15 protein-coding genes and 1 rRNA gene are annotated in these 15,942 nt (G+C 53.6%); 8 read left to right on the forward strand and 8 right to left on the reverse strand.

Annotated elements, in window-relative coordinates:
- Positions 1 to 135: 135 nt before the first annotated feature.
- Positions 136 to 251 (forward strand): 5S ribosomal RNA (gene rrf / locus L6R44_RS13825).
- Positions 252 to 350: 99 nt separating this feature from the next.
- Here the strand turns inward: rrf and mobB are convergent.
- Entirely contained in the window at positions 351 to 854 is a 504-nt protein-coding gene (gene mobB, locus L6R44_RS13830; protein ID WP_237424529.1) for a molybdopterin-guanine dinucleotide biosynthesis protein MobB, read from the reverse strand.
- Positions 851 to 1,435, reverse strand: coding sequence for a molybdenum cofactor guanylyltransferase MobA (mobA, locus tag L6R44_RS13835; RefSeq protein WP_237424530.1), 585 nt, complete (start codon positions 1,433 to 1,435; stop codon positions 851 to 853). Before mobA ends, mobB begins: the two co-directional genes overlap by 4 nt.
- A gap of 68 nt (positions 1,436 to 1,503) precedes the next feature.
- On the opposite strand from mobA, the gene L6R44_RS13840 reads away from it, so the two are divergent.
- The 3 genes from L6R44_RS13840 (at position 1,504) to dsbA (ending at position 3,486) form a co-directional block, all read left to right on the forward strand.
- A complete protein-coding gene (locus L6R44_RS13840; protein ID WP_008501866.1) occupies positions 1,504 to 1,773 on the forward strand; it encodes a YihD family protein in 270 nt (89 codons plus the stop codon).
- 75 nt (positions 1,774 to 1,848) lie between these two features.
- Complete coding sequence (locus L6R44_RS13845; RefSeq protein WP_237424531.1) at positions 1,849 to 2,835, forward strand: serine/threonine protein kinase; 987 nt, start codon at positions 1,849 to 1,851, stop codon at positions 2,833 to 2,835.
- A gap of 27 nt (positions 2,836 to 2,862) precedes the next feature.
- Complete coding sequence (dsbA, locus tag L6R44_RS13850; RefSeq protein ID WP_032644295.1) at positions 2,863 to 3,486, forward strand: thiol:disulfide interchange protein DsbA; 624 nt, start codon at positions 2,863 to 2,865, stop codon at positions 3,484 to 3,486.
- A gap of 23 nt (positions 3,487 to 3,509) precedes the next feature.
- Here dsbA and L6R44_RS13855 read toward each other — a convergent pair whose 3' ends face one another.
- Positions 3,510 to 4,418 (reverse strand): acyltransferase, encoded by a 909-nt coding sequence (locus L6R44_RS13855; RefSeq protein ID WP_237424532.1) that lies wholly within the window; start codon positions 4,416 to 4,418, stop codon positions 3,510 to 3,512.
- Positions 4,419 to 4,858: 440 nt separating this feature from the next.
- On the opposite strand from L6R44_RS13855, the gene polA reads away from it, so the two are divergent.
- Positions 4,859 to 7,651: a DNA polymerase I gene (gene polA, locus L6R44_RS13860; protein ID WP_077064429.1), complete on the forward strand. Its 2,793-nt coding sequence runs from the start codon at positions 4,859 to 4,861 to the stop codon at positions 7,649 to 7,651.
- A 166-nt stretch (positions 7,652 to 7,817) separates the two neighbouring features.
- Positions 7,818 to 7,865 carry a spot 42 RNA, inhibition of DNA synthesis gene (locus L6R44_RS25030; protein WP_071892919.1) on the forward strand — a complete coding sequence of 16 codons (48 nt, stop codon included), beginning with the start codon at positions 7,818 to 7,820 and terminating at the stop codon, positions 7,863 to 7,865.
- A 96-nt stretch (positions 7,866 to 7,961) separates the two neighbouring features.
- Here the strand turns inward: L6R44_RS25030 and yihA are convergent, their stop codons facing one another.
- On the reverse strand, positions 7,962 to 8,591 hold the full coding sequence (gene yihA / locus L6R44_RS13865) for a ribosome biogenesis GTP-binding protein YihA/YsxC (RefSeq protein ID WP_023309768.1): 630 nt from the start codon (positions 8,589 to 8,591) through the stop codon (positions 7,962 to 7,964).
- Positions 8,592 to 9,168: 577 nt separating this feature from the next.
- On the opposite strand from yihA, the gene yihI reads away from it, so the two are divergent.
- Positions 9,169 to 9,684: a Der GTPase-activating protein YihI gene (yihI, locus tag L6R44_RS13870; RefSeq protein ID WP_237424533.1), complete on the forward strand. Its 516-nt coding sequence runs from the start codon at positions 9,169 to 9,171 to the stop codon at positions 9,682 to 9,684.
- Positions 9,685 to 9,872: 188 nt separating this feature from the next.
- Positions 9,873 to 11,246, forward strand: coding sequence for an oxygen-independent coproporphyrinogen III oxidase (hemN, locus tag L6R44_RS13875; RefSeq protein WP_237424534.1), 1,374 nt, complete (start codon positions 9,873 to 9,875; stop codon positions 11,244 to 11,246).
- 72 nt (positions 11,247 to 11,318) lie between these two features.
- Here hemN and L6R44_RS13880 read toward each other — a convergent pair whose 3' ends face one another.
- The 4 genes from L6R44_RS13880 to glnA form a co-directional block, all read right to left on the reverse strand.
- Positions 11,319 to 11,429 (reverse strand): YshB family small membrane protein, encoded by a 111-nt coding sequence (locus L6R44_RS13880; RefSeq protein ID WP_023333898.1) that lies wholly within the window; start codon positions 11,427 to 11,429, stop codon positions 11,319 to 11,321.
- Between the two features lie 110 nt (positions 11,430 to 11,539).
- Positions 11,540 to 12,952: a nitrogen regulation protein NR(I) gene (gene glnG, locus L6R44_RS13885; protein ID WP_023309765.1), complete on the reverse strand. Its 1,413-nt coding sequence runs from the start codon at positions 12,950 to 12,952 to the stop codon at positions 11,540 to 11,542.
- Positions 12,953 to 12,963: 11 nt separating this feature from the next.
- Entirely contained in the window at positions 12,964 to 14,013 is a 1,050-nt protein-coding gene (glnL, locus tag L6R44_RS13890) for a nitrogen regulation protein NR(II) (RefSeq protein ID WP_032644301.1), read from the reverse strand.
- A gap of 170 nt (positions 14,014 to 14,183) precedes the next feature.
- Complete coding sequence (gene glnA, locus L6R44_RS13895; RefSeq protein WP_008501856.1) at positions 14,184 to 15,593, reverse strand: glutamate--ammonia ligase; 1,410 nt, start codon at positions 15,591 to 15,593, stop codon at positions 14,184 to 14,186.
- Positions 15,594 to 15,942 lie beyond the last annotated feature (349 nt).

The following is a 15,942-nucleotide window of genomic DNA, read 5'->3' on the forward strand; positions in this document are numbered from 1 at the left end:
TCGGGTGTGTAAGCGCAGCGATGCGTTGAGCTAACCGATACTAATGAACCGTGAGGCTTAACCTTACAACGCCGAAGATGTTTTGGCGGTGAGACAGACACGATTTTCAGCTTTGATACAGATTAACAGAATTTGCCTGGCGGCTTTAGCGCGGTGGTCCCACCTGACCCCATGCCGAACTCAGAAGTGAAACGCCGTAGCGCCGATGGTATTGTGGGGTCTCCCCATGTGAGAGTAGGGAACTGCCAGGCATCAATTAAGTGAAGAGGCCATCCGGAAGGATGGCCTTTTTGCGTTTCTGAACCCGCTAACTTTGTAGGCCGGGTAAGGCAAAGCCGCCATCCGGCAAGTCAAACAGCACCCCATGTCACAATAAACTCCGCTATCCTCTCCACATCATTTAAGTCCAGCACTGGAACCTCAAGCGTCAATGCAACATCACTGGCCACCGCAATCACATGCTCATCCAGCGTTAACTCGCTGAAATCATGCCCGGCATCGCTTCTGAACAGCAGGATCTTAGGCACGGCCTCATGCTTAAATCCCTCAACCAGCACCAGATCCAGCGTGGAGTGATCCATCCGGCTGACCAGATAAGCTAGATCCAGCGGTACCTCATCCGGCGTTTCTGTCATTAACGCCCAGCGCTGAGTACTTGCCACCATCGTTTGCGCTGCACCCGCTTTACGTAACGCATAGCTATCTTTGCCCGGCGTATCAACATCCATATTATGGTGTGTGTGCTTAATCAATCCTGGACGGATACCTCTGGCACAAAGCGCAGGAATGAGCTTTTTCAGCAGCGTCGTTTTCCCGGTCCCACTCCAGGCGGAAATGGCTACAACAGGTATCATCTTTTCTCCTGCATCATCTGCAAATCCTCACGCGTATTCACGTTCACAAAGGCTGATTTCACATCGCTAAAATCAACGGGATGGCCGCCAGATTCGCGCATAAAAACCATCACCCTGCGTTCTCCCGAAGCCAGATAGGCATGCAGGGATGGCGCTAGCGATCGGTGCATCAATGCGATAGCGGGATGGTCGCGCTCGCCGTCATGTGCCCAAACCACAGGGGCCGAACCGCGAAGCAGTAACAGGCGTTCGACAAGACAGGGCGGAATAAACGGGGTATCGCAGGGGCAGAAGATAAACCACTCTCCATGAGACTGTTGCATAACCGAAAGCATACCGGCCAGCGGTCCCGGGTAATCCTCAAGAATATCCTGATAAACGGCGTACCCGCTTTGCCGGTAAGTGTCGATATGCCGGTTAGCGCTAATGACCATTGTCGATACCTGGTCTGCGAGCGTATTGGCGACATGCTGCCACAAGGGTTTGCCATTAAGAAGCTGAAGCCCCTTATCTTCCCCCCCCATTCGTCTCGCTCTGCCACCTGCCAGAACGACCCCAATGATTTCCTGGCTAAGATTCACGAATATCGCCTCTTTTATTGTGGGATTGACCCTGCTAACGTGTCACTCTAAATGAAAGGAGCACCACCATGAAATGTAAACGTCTGAATGAAGTTATTGAACTCCTCCAGCCCGCCTGGCAAAAAGAGCCAGAGCTAAATCTGATGCAATTTTTACAGAAACTGGCGAAAGAGTCAGGTTTTGACGGCGATCTGGCAGACCTTTCTGACGACATCCTGATCTACCACCTTAAAATGCGCGACTCCGCCAAAGATGCTGTTATTCCTGGTATTCAGAAAGATTATGAGGAAGATTTTAAGACCGCACTATTGCGCGCCCGAGGCGTAATTAAAGAGTAAAAGCTTGTAAGCGGTGGCACCGAAATCGCCACAAGATGATATCCTGAATCATTCGTATAATTTCCGGATGATCGGATGAACGACCAGGCTTTTACTTTCCAGACATTACACCCGGACACCATTATGGATGCCCTGTTTGAACAGGGTATTCGGGTGGATTCCGGGCTAACCCCATTAAACAGCTACGAAAACCGCGTCTATCAATTTCAGGACGAGGATCGTCATCGCTTTGTCGTAAAGTTCTATCGTCCTGAACGCTGGTCCGCAGAACAAATTCAGGAAGAGCATCAGTTCGCTCACGATCTGCTGGATGATGATGTACCCGTTGCCGCACCGCTAAAATTCAATAACCAAACGCTCCTGACGCACGAAGGGTTTTACTACGCGGTATTCCCGAGCCTGGGTGGGCGCCAGTTTGAGGCGGATAATATCGATCAGATGGAGTGGGTTGCCCGCTATCTTGGGCGTATACACCAGACGGGACGCAAAAAAGCGTTTATTGCCCGCCCGACTATCGGGATTCAGGAATATCTCACGGAACCGCGCAAAATATTCGCAGCGTCTGCAATGATCCCCGCTGCGCTCAAGGATGACTTCCTCAGCGCTACCGATAAGCTTATTGCTGCAGTGAAAACCTGCTGGCGCGATGATATTTCCGTCCTGCGCCTGCATGGCGATTGTCACGCCGGAAATATTCTCTGGCGCGATGGCCCACTGTTTGTCGATCTCGATGATGCGCGAATGGGGCCAGCGGTTCAGGATCTGTGGATGCTGCTCAACGGTGACAAAGCCGAGCAACGCATGCAGCTTGAAACCATTATTGAAGCTTATGAAGAATTTAGCCCGTTTAATTCAGACGAAATTGCCCTGATTGAGCCTTTACGTGCGATGCGTTTTGTATATTATCTCGCATGGTTAATCAGGCGTTGGGACGATCCCGCATTTCCGCGTAATTTCCCGTGGCTTACCGGAGAAGATTACTGGCGTAGCCAGATATCTACATTCACTGAGCAGGTTAAGGTTCTTCAGGAACCCCCGCTACAATTAACGCCGATGTATTAATAGGACACACCCAGGAGAGAGTTAATCATGAAAAAAATTTGGCTGGCGCTGGCAGGTATGATTCTGGCATTTAGCGCTTCTGCTGCGCAATTTACCGACGGCAAACAGTACATCACGCTGGAAAAACCGGTCGCTGGCGAGCCACAGGTTCTGGAGTTCTTCTCGTTCTATTGCCCACACTGCTATCAGTTCGAGCAGGTTCTGCATGTGTCTGACAACGTGAAGAAAAAGCTGCCGGAAGGTACCAAAATGACCAAGTACCACGTCGAGTTCCTGGGCCCGTTGGGTAAAGACCTGACTCAGGCATGGGCGGTGGCTATGGCACTGGGCGTAGAAGATAAGATCACTGCGCCAATGTTTGAAGCCGTGCAGAAAACCCAGACCGTTCAAACGACTGCGGATATCCGTAAAGTGTTCGTTGATGCTGGCGTGAAAGGTGAAGAGTACGATGCCGCATGGAACAGCTTCGTGGTGAAATCCCTGGTGGCCCAGCAGGAAAAAGCGGCTGCTGACCTCCAGCTTCAGGGCGTTCCGGCGATGTTTGTTAACGGCAAATACCAGCTGAACATGCAGGGCATGGACACCAGCAGCATGGATATCTTCGTACAGCAGTATGCTGATACCGTGAAATACCTGGTTGAGAAGAAGTAATTTCGTTGATGTAAAAACGCCGGTCACTGACCGGCGTTTTTGTATGAAGATTTAATGTTGTCTATCCGTTCGTCTTTCTCTTTCCAGAGCGTATTAAGCCACTGCTGGAAACGACGTTTGAAATTCTTGTCGTTTACGTAATCACCGTGCAGTTCAGCGTCAATGGGGACCAGATCGACCCGCACGACGATGCGCGTCAGTTTACCGCTGAGCATATCAAAGAACGGCGTCTTATCGTTTTCCGGATAGCAGAGCGTGGCGTTAAGAAGTTTATCGAATTGTGCACCCAGCACGTTAAGGGCCATCGCAATCCCCGCAGCCTTTGGCGGCAACAGATGCTGATAAGGAGAGCGAGTTTGCCGGCGCTTCTCTTCCGTGAATCGGGACCCTTCTACAAAGTTCACGATGGTCGTTGGATGCGCGCGAAACTTTTCACAGGAACGACGCGTGGTTTCCACATCCTTGCCGCGACGTTCCGGATGACGAATCAAATAGCTGCGCGAATAGCGTTTCATAAACGGCATATCAAGCGCCCAGCAGGCCAGCCCGATAAAAGGTACCCAGGCGAGCTGCTGTTTCAGGAAGTATTTGTTCATCGGGATATGTTTGCGGAACAGCACGCATAACACGACGATGTCCGCCCAGCTGTGATGATTGCAGATCAGCAGGTACCAGTTCTTTTTGTTAAGGCTCTCCAGCCCTTTAACATCCCATTTCAGGTGCGGGTTAAGGCACAACAGGATCGCCAGCCCTTCGCACCAGCAATACATCATAAAATTACAAAATGTGGATACGGCTCGCCATACCATGGGGACTGGCAGCAGCAGTTTAATGATGCCGGCGAGAATGATCGGCACAGAGCAGGCGACAGTCACCAGGATAGTTAAAATGATGCTTAACGGTAATGTTATTGCAGCGAGCAATCTCGACATGATGAGCTTTTTCAGATGGTTAGCTGTAAGTGGGCGGCCGACTATGCGACGCAGGGCGCTGATTTTACCAGAAAACAGACAAATTAATGGCGCTTTCACGTGGTGTTTTGGCCAATTTTACCCCACCGCAGAAGATTTCTCTGTCATTCCTCGCTTATCACGGCTTATATCCACATAGATTAAATTGCCATCAGTTGGTCATAGAGATAAGATCTCATGTCATAACAATATGATAATTAAGATCTAAAAATTATTCCGTATGTGTTTTTTACTCCTGTTATTCATCTGAAGTGAAAATATTCACAAACTTATCCACAGTTTGATTTTTGCGAGCGATCCTCACGATCGCAAAATCTTTTCCTGTATCAGGCGCTAATACCTGATGTTTTCATCCTTCTGTGGCATCCTTTACCCATAAATTGATTAAAGGCACGGACATTATGGTTCAGATCCCAGAAAACCCTCTTATTCTCGTCGATGGCTCTTCTTACCTGTATCGGGCATATCATGCGTTTCCTCCTCTGACCAATAGCGCAGGGGAACCGACCGGCGCAATGTACGGCGTGCTGAATATGCTGCGCAGCCTGATCCTTCAGTATCAACCAAGCCATGCGGCAGTCGTTTTTGATGCAAAAGGCAAAACGTTCCGCGACGAGCTGTTCGAGCATTACAAATCCCACCGTCCGCCAATGCCTGACGATCTGCGCGCGCAGATTGAGCCGCTGCATGCCATGGTAAAAGCGATGGGGCTGCCGCTGCTGGCGGTCTCTGGCGTTGAAGCTGATGACGTCATCGGCACGCTGGCGCGTGAGGCAGAAAAAATGGGTCGTCCCGTGCTGATCAGCACCGGTGATAAAGATATGGCGCAGCTGGTAACGCCGGGTATCACCCTGATTAACACCATGACCAACACCATTCTGGGGCCGGAAGAGGTCGTCGCTAAGTATGGCGTGCCGCCTGAGCTGATTATCGACTTCCTCGCATTGATGGGCGACTCTTCGGATAACATTCCGGGTGTCCCTGGCGTTGGTGAAAAAACCGCGCAGGCGCTGCTTCAGGGGCTGGGCGGACTGGATACGCTCTACGCTGAATCAGACAAAATCGCCGGGCTCTCCTTCCGTGGCGCAAAAACCATGGCCGGAAAACTTGTCGATAACAAAGAGGTGGCTTATCTCTCCTATCAGCTGGCCACCATCAAAACCGATGTCGAACTCGAGCTGGGCTGTGAGCAGCTTGAAGTACAGCAGCCTTCTGCGGACGATCTGCTGACCCTGTTTAAAAAATACGAATTTAAGCGCTGGATCACCGACGTGGAAGCCGGTAAATGGCTACAGGCAAAAGGGGCCAAACCTGCTGCAAAGCCGAAGGAGACGATCGTCGTTGATGCTGAAGAGCAGGTGGAAGAAGAAGCTGCGACGCTCTCTTTCGACAACTACGAAACCCTTCTTGAAGAGTCACAGCTGGTCGCCTGGATCGAGAAGCTAAAAAAAGCACCGGTTTTTGCCTTTGATACCGAAACGGACAGTCTCGATAACATTTCTGCCAATATGGTTGGCCTGTCGTTTGCGACAGAGCCGGGTATGGCTGCCTACGTTCCCGTAGCGCACGATTACCTGGACGCGCCGGAGCAGATCTCCCGTGAACGCGTGCTTGAGCTGCTCAAGCCGATCCTGGAAGACGAAAAGGCGCTCAAGGTGGGGCAAAACCTCAAGTACGACCGCGGTATCCTGCAAAACTACGGTATTGAACTGCGCGGGATCGCCTTCGACACCATGCTCGAATCCTACATTCTGGACAGCGTCGCGGGTCGTCATGATATGGATTCCTTATCTGATCGCTGGCTGAAGCACAAAACCATCACCTTTGAAGAGATTGCCGGTAAAGGGAAAAATCAGCTCACCTTTAACCAGATTGCTCTTGAAGAGGCGGGGCGCTACGCGGCGGAAGACGCCGACGTTACGCTCCAGCTGCACCTGAAGATGTGGCCAAAACTGCAGAAGCAGGAGGGGCCGCTGAATGTGTTCCAGCATGTCGAGATGCCGCTGGTACCGGTGCTGTCCCGCATTGAACGCAACGGCGTGAAAATCGACCCAACGGTCCTGCATAACCACTCCGGGGAGCTGGCGCAGCGTCTGACCGAGCTTGAGCAAAAGGCGCACGAGCTGGCAGGCGAGCCGTTTAATCTCTCTTCACCGAAGCAGCTGCAAACCATTCTGTTTGAAAAGCAGGGCATCAAGCCGCTGAAGAAAACCCCTGGCGGCGCGCCGTCAACCTCTGAAGAGGTGCTGGAAGAGCTGGCGCTGGATTACCCGCTGCCAAAAGTGATTCTGCAGTACCGTGGTCTCGCGAAGCTGAAGTCGACCTATACCGACAAGCTCCCGCTGATGATCAACCCGAAAACGGGTCGCGTGCACACGTCGTATCATCAGGCTGTCGCGGCGACCGGTCGTCTCTCGTCAACGGACCCCAACCTGCAGAACATCCCGGTACGTAATGAAGAAGGCCGCCGTATTCGCCAGGCTTTCATTGCGCCGGAGGATTACCTGATTGTCTCGGCGGACTACTCGCAAATCGAACTGCGCATTATGGCGCACCTTTCGCGCGATAAAGGCCTGCTGACCGCGTTTGCCGAAGGGAAGGATATCCACCGGGCAACCGCAGCGGAAGTCTTCGGCTTGCCGCTGGACAGCGTGACCAACGAACAGCGCCGCAGCGCGAAGGCGATCAACTTCGGTCTGATTTACGGCATGAGTGCTTTCGGCCTTTCACGCCAGCTCAACATCCCGCGTAAAGAGTCCCAGAAGTACATGGATCTCTACTTCGAGCGCTATCCGGGCGTGCTGGAATACATGGAGCGCACCCGCGCGCAGGCGAAGGAAAAAGGCTACGTCGAAACGCTGGATGGCCGCCGTCTCTACTTACCGGACATCAAATCCAGCAACGCGGCGCGCCGCGCTGGCGCAGAGCGAGCGGCGATCAACGCCCCGATGCAGGGTACCGCGGCGGACATCATTAAGCGTGCGATGATCGCCGTCGATGCCTGGCTTGAAAAAGAGAAGCCTCGCGTGAAAATGATCATGCAGGTACACGATGAACTGGTGTTTGAAGTGCACAAAGACGACCTCGACGCCGTGTCGAAGAAGATCCATGAACTGATGGAAAGCAGCATGACGCTTGACGTGCCGTTGCTGGTGGAAGTCGGAAGTGGTGAGAACTGGGATCAGGCTCACTAACGATTATTCGCATAACGCGCTTTTTATGTAAGTTTGCAACATAAGAACGCGCGTTTTGTGACGATCATTAGAATTCCCTATGTAAAGAATGAAAAAAAACTACAAAAAGTGCTTTTTCTGCAGCACAAAAAGGGGTAGAGTTATCGGCGTAGGGTACAGAGGTAAGATGTTCTATCTTTCAGACCTTTTACTTCACGTAATCGGATTTGGCTGAATATTTTAGCCGCCCCAGTCAGTAATGACTGGGGCGTTTTTTATTGCGGCAAAGAAAATTCAGGCAAAAAAAACGCGGCCATCGCCGCGCTCGGTATTACTCTTCTTCCGCTTCCGTCGCGGGTTCCAGCTCGCTAAACCAGGTGTCGAGCTTCTGACGCAGCTTGTCCACGCCCTGTTTTTTCAGCGAGGAGAACGGCTCAACCTGTACATCACCGTTGAACGCCAGCACCGCTTCGCGAACCATATTCACCTGCGCTTTACGCGCGCCGCTTGCCAGCTTATCGGCTTTTGTCAGCAGCACCAGCACGGCGATATCGCTCGCTACTGCCCAGTCGATCATCTGCTGATCCAGATCTTTCAGGGGATGGCGAATGTCCATCAGCACGACCAGACCTTTCAGGCACAGACGTTTTTCCAGGTATTCACCCAGCGCACGCTGCCACTTGATTTTCATCTCTTCCGGTACCTGCGCGTAACCGTATCCCGGTAAGTCGACCAGGCGTTTGCCCTCTGCGACTTCAAACAGGTTGATCAGCTGGGTACGGCCAGGTGTTTTTGAGGTACGCGCCAGGCTCTTCTGATTGGTCAGCGTATTCAGGGCGCTGGATTTTCCCGCATTCGAGCGGCCAGCAAAGGCCACTTCAATACCGGTATCAGAAGGAAGGTGGCGAATATCGGGCGCACTGGTGACAAAATGCGTCTGTTGGTAGTTCCAGGTAGTCACGTGGTCGTCTCCAAAATCGTAATCTGAAGGGGATTATACCCGAATGCAGGCAAAAGGCTTTTCTGATTACTATGACCTGTAGGCGAATGCCACAGGCGGTGTGAGAGATCGGCCAGTGATGCTATGGGAGATTTAAGAGAATTCGCAGGTGTTAAAAAAGCCAAACTGTTTTAAATCATAAGCTTATTTCTGGGTAATTGTCTGAAAATCTCTTTTTGTACCGTTTCGTTGCTTGTTAGTTTAACGGAACAAGGTAAAGTGTGCGTCAGGGCGAGGAAGCCAACAGGATATCGACTTAAGGATTAGGGTCAGGAGCGCCAGGAGGCGAAGACGCAGGATTGTCAGGATGACCAGCGCCTGGAGGCGTGTTAACAGGAAATGGAACCGTATCACGGACGGTATTAGCCAAGGGATAAACAGGGTTTGTTGTTGGCAAACACGGAATGTCTGGCCCGCTAAGGGTTGTGAGTCAGGAAAAAAGGCGACAGATTGCTCTGTCGCCTTTTTTCTTTGCTTGCTTTCTGCTAGATTTCGCCGCAATTCTATACTGAATAAAACGGCTTAAAGATAAAACATCATGAAAAAACCAACCTCCGCTGCGGGCGCGAAGCGCCCTGCAAAAGCACGCCGCAAAACGCGCGAAGAACTGAACCAGGAAGCGCGCGATCGCAAACGCGACAAAAAACATCGCGGTCATGCTGCGGGTAGCCGTGCCAACGGTGGTGGTGCAGCGGGCGCTTCTGCAAATGGTAAACAGGAGAAAGACCCTCGTATCGGCAGTAAAACTCCCATTCCACTGGGCGTGACAGACACCCCGGTCACTAAGCAGCACAAACCAAAGAGCGAGAAACCTATGCTTTCACCGCAGGCTGAGCTGGATTTGCTGGAGAACGATGAGCGCCTGGACGCGCTGCTGGAACGTCTTGAAGAGGGCGAAACCCTGACCGCGGAAGAGCAGTCATGGGTGGATGCCAAACTGGACCGCATTGATGAACTGATGCAGAAGCTGGGCCTGTCATACGACGATGACGAAGATGAAGAAGAAGACGAAAAGCAGGAAGATATGATGCGTCTTCTGAAGGGTGGAAACTAGCATTTGCACCCGGCAGGCACGATAGTCCTGCTTATAACCCTTCCGGTTATATGTTATCTGGTGTGGTTATTCGTTAAACTACGGCGGTTGTCGCGGCGACAGAAGTGGCTGCGCACCCGAATGATGGCCCGCAACGGGGCCAGAACGGGCCGCCGTATACGAACGCGACACCAACGGAAGGAGTGAGCATGTCAGCACCAACTATCGACTGGGATTTGGCCCTAATCCAGAAATATAACTATTCCGGGCCGCGCTATACGTCATACCCCACCGCGCTGGAGTTCTCCGATGCCTTCGGCGAAGGGGATTTTCAGCAGGCCGTCGCGCGCTATCCTGAGCGTCCGCTGTCCCTCTACGTCCATATTCCGTTCTGCCACAAGCTTTGCTACTTCTGCGGCTGCAATAAAATCGTTACCCGTCAGCAGCATAAAGCCGACCAGTATCTTGATGCGCTCGAACAGGAAATTGTGCATCGCGCGCCGCTTTTTGCTGGCCGTCACGTCAGCCAGCTTCACTGGGGCGGCGGCACGCCAACCTATCTGAATAAAGCGCAAATAAGCCGCCTGATGACCCTGCTGCGCGGCAATTTCAGCTTTAACGCCGACGCTGAAATCTCGATCGAAGTCGATCCGCGTGAAATCGAGCTGGATGTACTGGATCACTTACGCGCCGAAGGCTTCAACCGCCTGAGCATGGGCGTGCAGGATTTCAATAAAGAGGTTCAGCGTCTGGTGAACCGCGAGCAGGACGAAGAATTTATCTTTGCCTTACTCAACCACGCGCGTGAAATTGGCTTCACCTCAACCAATATTGACCTGATTTACGGCCTGCCAAAGCAAACGCCGGAAAGCTTCGCCTTCACGCTGAAGCGCGTGGCCGAACTCAATCCGGACCGCCTGAGCGTCTTTAACTACGCCCATCTGCCGACGCTCTTCGCCGCCCAGCGCAAAATTAAAGATGCGGATCTGCCTTCAGCCCAGCAGAAGCTGGATATCCTGCAGGAAACCATTACTTCGCTGACCGAGACCGGCTATCAGTTTATCGGTATGGATCACTTTGCTCGTCCGGATGACGAACTGGCCATCGCCCAGCGCGAAGGCGTTCTGCACCGTAACTTCCAGGGCTACACCACCCAGGGCGATACCGATTTGCTGGGGATGGGCGTCTCCGCTATCAGCATGATCGGCGACTGCTACGCGCAGAACCAGAAAGAGCTGAAGCTTTACTATCAGCAGGTCGATGAAACGGGTAACGCCCTGTGGCGCGGCATTGCGCTCACGCGCGACGACTGCATCCGTCGCGATGTGATTAAAGCGCTTATCTGCAACTTCCGTCTCGATTTCGGCGACATTGAGTCGCAGTGGGATCTGCACTTCAACGATTACTTTGCGGAAGACCTGAAGCTGATTGCGCCCCTGGCGAAAGATGGGCTGGTGGATGTGTCGGAGAGCGCGATTGAGGTCACGCCGAAGGGGCGTCTGTTGATCCGGAATATCTGCATGTGCTTTGATGCGTATCTGCGCCAGAAGGCGCGCATGCAGCAGTTCTCGCGGGTGATTTAAGGTGCATTGCCTAAAGCACTAAACGTAGGCCGGGTAAGGCGAAGCCGCCACCCGGCTTTTACGTTCAACTCGCTAGCTAAACAGCCCAACCAGCGCCGCGCACAGCATAGCCGCAACGGCGGTTTGTGGCGTGTGGCTTTCAGCGGCTCCGCTAGAGAGCATATTCACGATTGTTTCCAGCATGATGTTCACCCCCAATTTCCGGGCACGATCATACAAAACTCGTCGGAACAGTAAAGCGCAAAATAACGGCAATTTGCGCTCAATTAATAACCTTTACACTTCGGGTAGGACTACTCCATTCCCAGCTCTTTAAGCTTGCGCGTCAGGGTATTACGCCCCCATCCCAACAGGCGAGCGGCTTCCTGCTTATGGCCCTGCGTATGACGAAGCGCGGTAGTTAACAGCGTACGCTCCATCTCTGGCTGAGCCTCAGACAGCAGGTTTTGATGACCGGAACGCAGCGCGCGGTCGGCCCACTGCGCCAGCAGCGTCGCCCAGCTGTCCGGCAACGCGTGACCGGTACTGCTTTCAGGCGCGGTCGCTTCAAACAGCTCGGCCGGTAAATCCTGAATCAGCACTTCCTGTCCGGCGGCCATCACCGTTAACCAGCGGCAGGTATTCTCCAGCTGGCGCACGTTGCCCGGCCACGCCAGACGCGTCAGGGCGGCATCGGTTTCCGGGTGAAGCTGTTTGGCCTCCACGCCCAGCTCGCGGGCGGCCACCTGCAGGAAATGACGCGCCAGGCGGGGAATATCTTCCCGACGTTCACGCAGCGGCGGCAGATGGACGCGGATGACGTTCAGTCGATGGAATAAATCCTCGCGGAATTTACCTTCCTGCACGCGCTGCTCCAGGTTCTGGTGGGTCGCGGCGATAATGCGCACGTCAACCTTCACCGGCGCGTAGCCACCCACGCGATAAAACTGCCCGTCGGCCAGCACGCGCAGCAGGCGGGTCTGAACATCCAGCGGCATATCGCCGATCTCATCCAGGAACAGCGTCCCACCGTCAGCCTGTTCAAAGCGCCCCTGACGAATGGTATTCGCGCCGGTAAACGCCCCTTTTTCATGGCCGAACAGCTCGGACTCAATTAAATCCTTCGGGATCGCCGCCATATTCAGAGCGATAAACGGCGCTTTTGCCCGCGGGCTGTGGCGGTGCAAGGCATGCGCCACAAGCTCTTTACCGGTCCCCGATTCACCGTTAATCAATACGCTAATGGACGAGCGGGACAGGCGACCAATAATGCGAAACACGTCCTGCATCGCCGGCGCTTCGCCGATGATGTCGGTGGTTGGCCCAAAATCGGGCGCGTGGCGCGGCTGTTGCTGCTCCTGATAATGGCTAATTGCGCGCTCAACCAGCGCCACCGCCTCGTCGATATCAAACGGTTTGGGCAGGTAATCGAACGCCCCTTGCTGATAGGCGCTCACTGCGGCATCCAGATCGGAGTGCGCGGTCATTATGATGACCGGAAGCATAGGGTGGCGTTGTTTGATCTGCTTTAACAGCGCCAGCCCGTCCATGCCCGGCATGCGAATATCCGAAAGCAAAACATCCGGCGTTTTGGTGGTGAGTGCGTCGAGCACTTCGCTGCCGCTCTCAAACGTCGTGCAGCTTAATCCTGCCCCTGTGAGCGCGCGTTCAAGCACCCAACGGATGGAGCTATCGTCATCGACTACCCAGACTATCCCTCGTTGCATAAACGTCACCTTTATTTTTTAATCGGCAGGAAGACCGAAAACTCGGTATGTCCCGGCCAACTGGTAAATTCAATTTTCCCGGAGTGTTGATCGATCAAACTGCGGGCAATGGATAAGCCCAGGCCTGTCCCGCCTTCGCGACCGCTGACCATCGGGTAGAACAGGGTGTCCTGAAGATGCGATGGAATGCCGGGCCCGTTATCCTCGACGTCGATGCGGGCCGCCAGCCGGTAGCGGACGCCGTGTAACGTGAGCTGGAAGGCGGTACGGGTGCGTAAAATAATCTCGCCCCCGTCGGGCCCCAGCGCCTGCAGGGCGTTGCGCACAATATTCAACAGGACCTGCTCAATCTGGTCCGGGTCATGGGCCAGTTCCGGCAGGCTGGGGTCGTAATCACGTACCAGCGTGACGTTCTCCGGCAGCTCCATTGAGACGAGCTTCACCACCCGTTCAGCCACCTTATGAATGCTTTCCGTGACGTGCATTCCCGGCTGCTGCGGCCCGAGAAGGCGGTCTACCAGATTCCGCAGACGGTCCGCCTGCTCAATGATGACGTTGGTGTACTCCGCCAGCGCGGGGTCGGGAAGCGCCTTGGTCAGCAGCTGCGCCGCGCCGCGTAACCCACCCAGCGGATTTTTGATTTCATGCGCCAGACCGCGGACCAGGTCACGGGCGGCAATTTGCTGCGCATGCTGAAGCTGCTCCTGGCTCAGTCGACGCTGATTATCCATCGGCGCCATTTCCAGCAGGATCAGCCCTTCAGGAAGACGCTGCGCGGTCAGCGACAGAATGTGCGAGCGCCCGTCGATCACCAGCGTCACTTCGTTATCGGTAAACCCCTGGCCGGCCTGCAAACTTTCCTGCATCAGGCCAATATTCAGCGAAAAATAGCTCAGGAGTTCAGGAAGCGGGGTGCCGAACAGTTTGCGTGCGCTTTGTGCGAGCAGCTGCTGCGCCGCCGGGTTGGCGTAATGAACGGCCAGCTCGTCATCGACCAGCAAGATGCTGTTAATCAAAGAATTGAGGATCTGCCCAGCATCGGGCAGCGTGCCAGTTGCCATTCAGCAGTCTCCTGGAGTCGTTTGCACTAATTTAGTGCAGTATAGCGTTTTCGGCGTAAAAAGCGCGTGAGATCAGGTTGTTGGTGGAGAAAAAAGCCCATCCGGAGATGGGCTAAAAGTTTCCACGGCAACTACTCCCGGCGCGTGTCACGCCGGGTAAAACAACTTAATTAAACGCTGTAGTACAGTTCGAACTCAACCGGGTGTGGCGTCATGCGCACGCGGTCGTTCTCTTCGGTACGCAGGGCGATGTAAGCATCGATAGCGTCGTCAGTGAACACGCCGCCCGCAGTCAGGAACTCGCGGTCTGCGTCCAGCGCCTGCAGGGCTTCTTCCAGAGAGCCAGCAACCTGTGGGATCTCTTTCGCTTCTTCTGGCGGCAGGTCGTACAGGTTTTTGTCCATCGCTTCGCCCGGGTGGATCTTGTTCTTGATACCGTCCAGACCGGCCATCAGCAGTGCGGCGAAGCACAGGTATGGGTTAGCCGCTGGGTCCGGGAAGCGAACTTCGATACGACGCGCTTTAGGAGATGCCACCACCGGGATACGGATAGAAGCAGAACGGTTACGCGCGGAGTAGGCCAGCATGACTGGCGCTTCGTAGCCCGGGACCAGACGCTTGTAGGAGTTAGTGGTTGGGTTCGCCAGGGCGTTGATCGCTTTAGCGTGTTTGATAACGCCACCGATGTAGTACAGCGCCTGCTCGGACAGACCGGCATATTTGTCGCCAGAGAACAGGTTAGTGCCGTTCTTGGACAGAGACATGTGGCAGTGCATACCGGAACCGTTGTCGCCAAACATCGGTTTTGGCATGAAGGTCGCGGTTTTACCGAAACGGTGCGCAACGTTATGCACAACGTATTTGTAGATCTGAATTTCGTCCGCTTTTTTGGTCATGGTGTTGAAGCGGGTAGCCACTTCGTTCTGACCCGCAGTCGCCACTTCGTGGTGGTGCGCTTCAACCACCAGGCCCATCTCTTCCATCACCAGACACATGGTGGAACGAATGTCCTGTGCGGAATCGACCGGAGGAACCGGGAAGTAACCGCCTTTCACGCCTGGACGGTGACCTTTGTTACCGCCTTCGTATTTGGTGGAGGAGTTCCATGCGCCTTCGATGTCGTCGATAGCCACGTGGGAGCCAGAAATAGAGGCACCGAAACGGATATCATCGAACAGGAAGAACTCTGGCTCTGGCCCGAACAGCACGGTGTCCGCGATGCCGGTAGAACGCAGGTACTCTTCAGCGCGTTTAGCGATAGAACGTGGGTCGCGGTCGTAGCCCTGCAGCGTGCCTGGCTCGAGGATGTCGCAACGGATGATCAGGGTAGGTTCTTCGAAGAACGGATCAATGACCGCGGTGGTTGCATCTGGCATCAGAACCATGTCGGATTCGTTGATGCCTTTCCAGCCGCCAATGGAGGAGCCGTCAAACATTTTGCCTTCTTCGAAGAATTCGGCGTTCACCTGATGAGCAGGGATTGTGACGTGCTGTTCTTTACCTTTGGTATCGGTGAAGCGCAGATCAACAAACTTCACTTCATGTTCGTTCAGCATCGTCAAAACGTGTTCAGCGGACATACTTAACTCTCCAGATTGGTCATTGTCGTCGTGGTAACGAGGTCTTCAATTTCTGTTTGTACTGGCTGGTGCCATGTGTTTTTTATAAAGCGAAATCTGTGCCAACTTTTAAAACACCCCAAAAAGGCGTTATCATGCGCACCATAGTGCAAAAGGGCTGCACCACGATGGATTTGTTGCACCAGTATAGTGCTTCAATGTGAACATTGAGCACCATATTGGTGCAATTTACGTTAAAGTGCCCTTTTACCGCTCCGTGAAAGCGATCACAAAGCATCTCTGCAATACTTGTTTGCGGGGGATGTTTGTGATCCTGTTTTGTAGTGCGATTAATCCGTGTACAATAACG

Origin of the sequence: Enterobacter cloacae complex sp. ECC445 (assembly GCF_021892025.1) — a bacterium.
In the GTDB taxonomy this organism is placed as follows: domain Bacteria; phylum Pseudomonadota; class Gammaproteobacteria; order Enterobacterales; family Enterobacteriaceae; genus Enterobacter; species Enterobacter chengduensis.

Bases quoted from the DNA above. Each gene is read 5' to 3' on its own strand.
- polA (WP_077064429.1), top strand. From the start codon at position 4,859: ATGGTTCAGATCCCAGAAAACCCTCTTATTCTCGTCGATGGCTCTTCT.
- glnL (WP_032644301.1), bottom strand. From the start codon at position 14,013: ATGGCAACTGGCACGCTGCCCGATGCTGGGCAGATCCTCAATTCTTTG.
- L6R44_RS13880 (WP_023333898.1), bottom strand. From the start codon at position 11,429: ATGCTGGAAACAATCGTGAATATGCTCTCTAGCGGAGCCGCTGAAAGC.
- dsbA (WP_032644295.1), top strand. From the start codon at position 2,863: ATGAAAAAAATTTGGCTGGCGCTGGCAGGTATGATTCTGGCATTTAGC.
- glnG (WP_023309765.1), bottom strand. From the start codon at position 12,952: ATGCAACGAGGGATAGTCTGGGTAGTCGATGACGATAGCTCCATCCGT.
- yihI (WP_237424533.1), top strand. From the start codon at position 9,169: ATGAAAAAACCAACCTCCGCTGCGGGCGCGAAGCGCCCTGCAAAAGCA.
- L6R44_RS13855 (WP_237424532.1), bottom strand. From the start codon at position 4,418: ATGTCGAGATTGCTCGCTGCAATAACATTACCGTTAAGCATCATTTTA.
- mobB (WP_237424529.1), bottom strand. From the start codon at position 854: ATGATACCTGTTGTAGCCATTTCCGCCTGGAGTGGGACCGGGAAAACG.
- L6R44_RS13840 (WP_008501866.1), top strand. From the start codon at position 1,504: ATGAAATGTAAACGTCTGAATGAAGTTATTGAACTCCTCCAGCCCGCC.
- hemN (WP_237424534.1), top strand. From the start codon at position 9,873: ATGTCAGCACCAACTATCGACTGGGATTTGGCCCTAATCCAGAAATAT.
- L6R44_RS13845 (WP_237424531.1), top strand. From the start codon at position 1,849: ATGAACGACCAGGCTTTTACTTTCCAGACATTACACCCGGACACCATT.
- glnA (WP_008501856.1), bottom strand. From the start codon at position 15,593: ATGTCCGCTGAACACGTTTTGACGATGCTGAACGAACATGAAGTGAAG.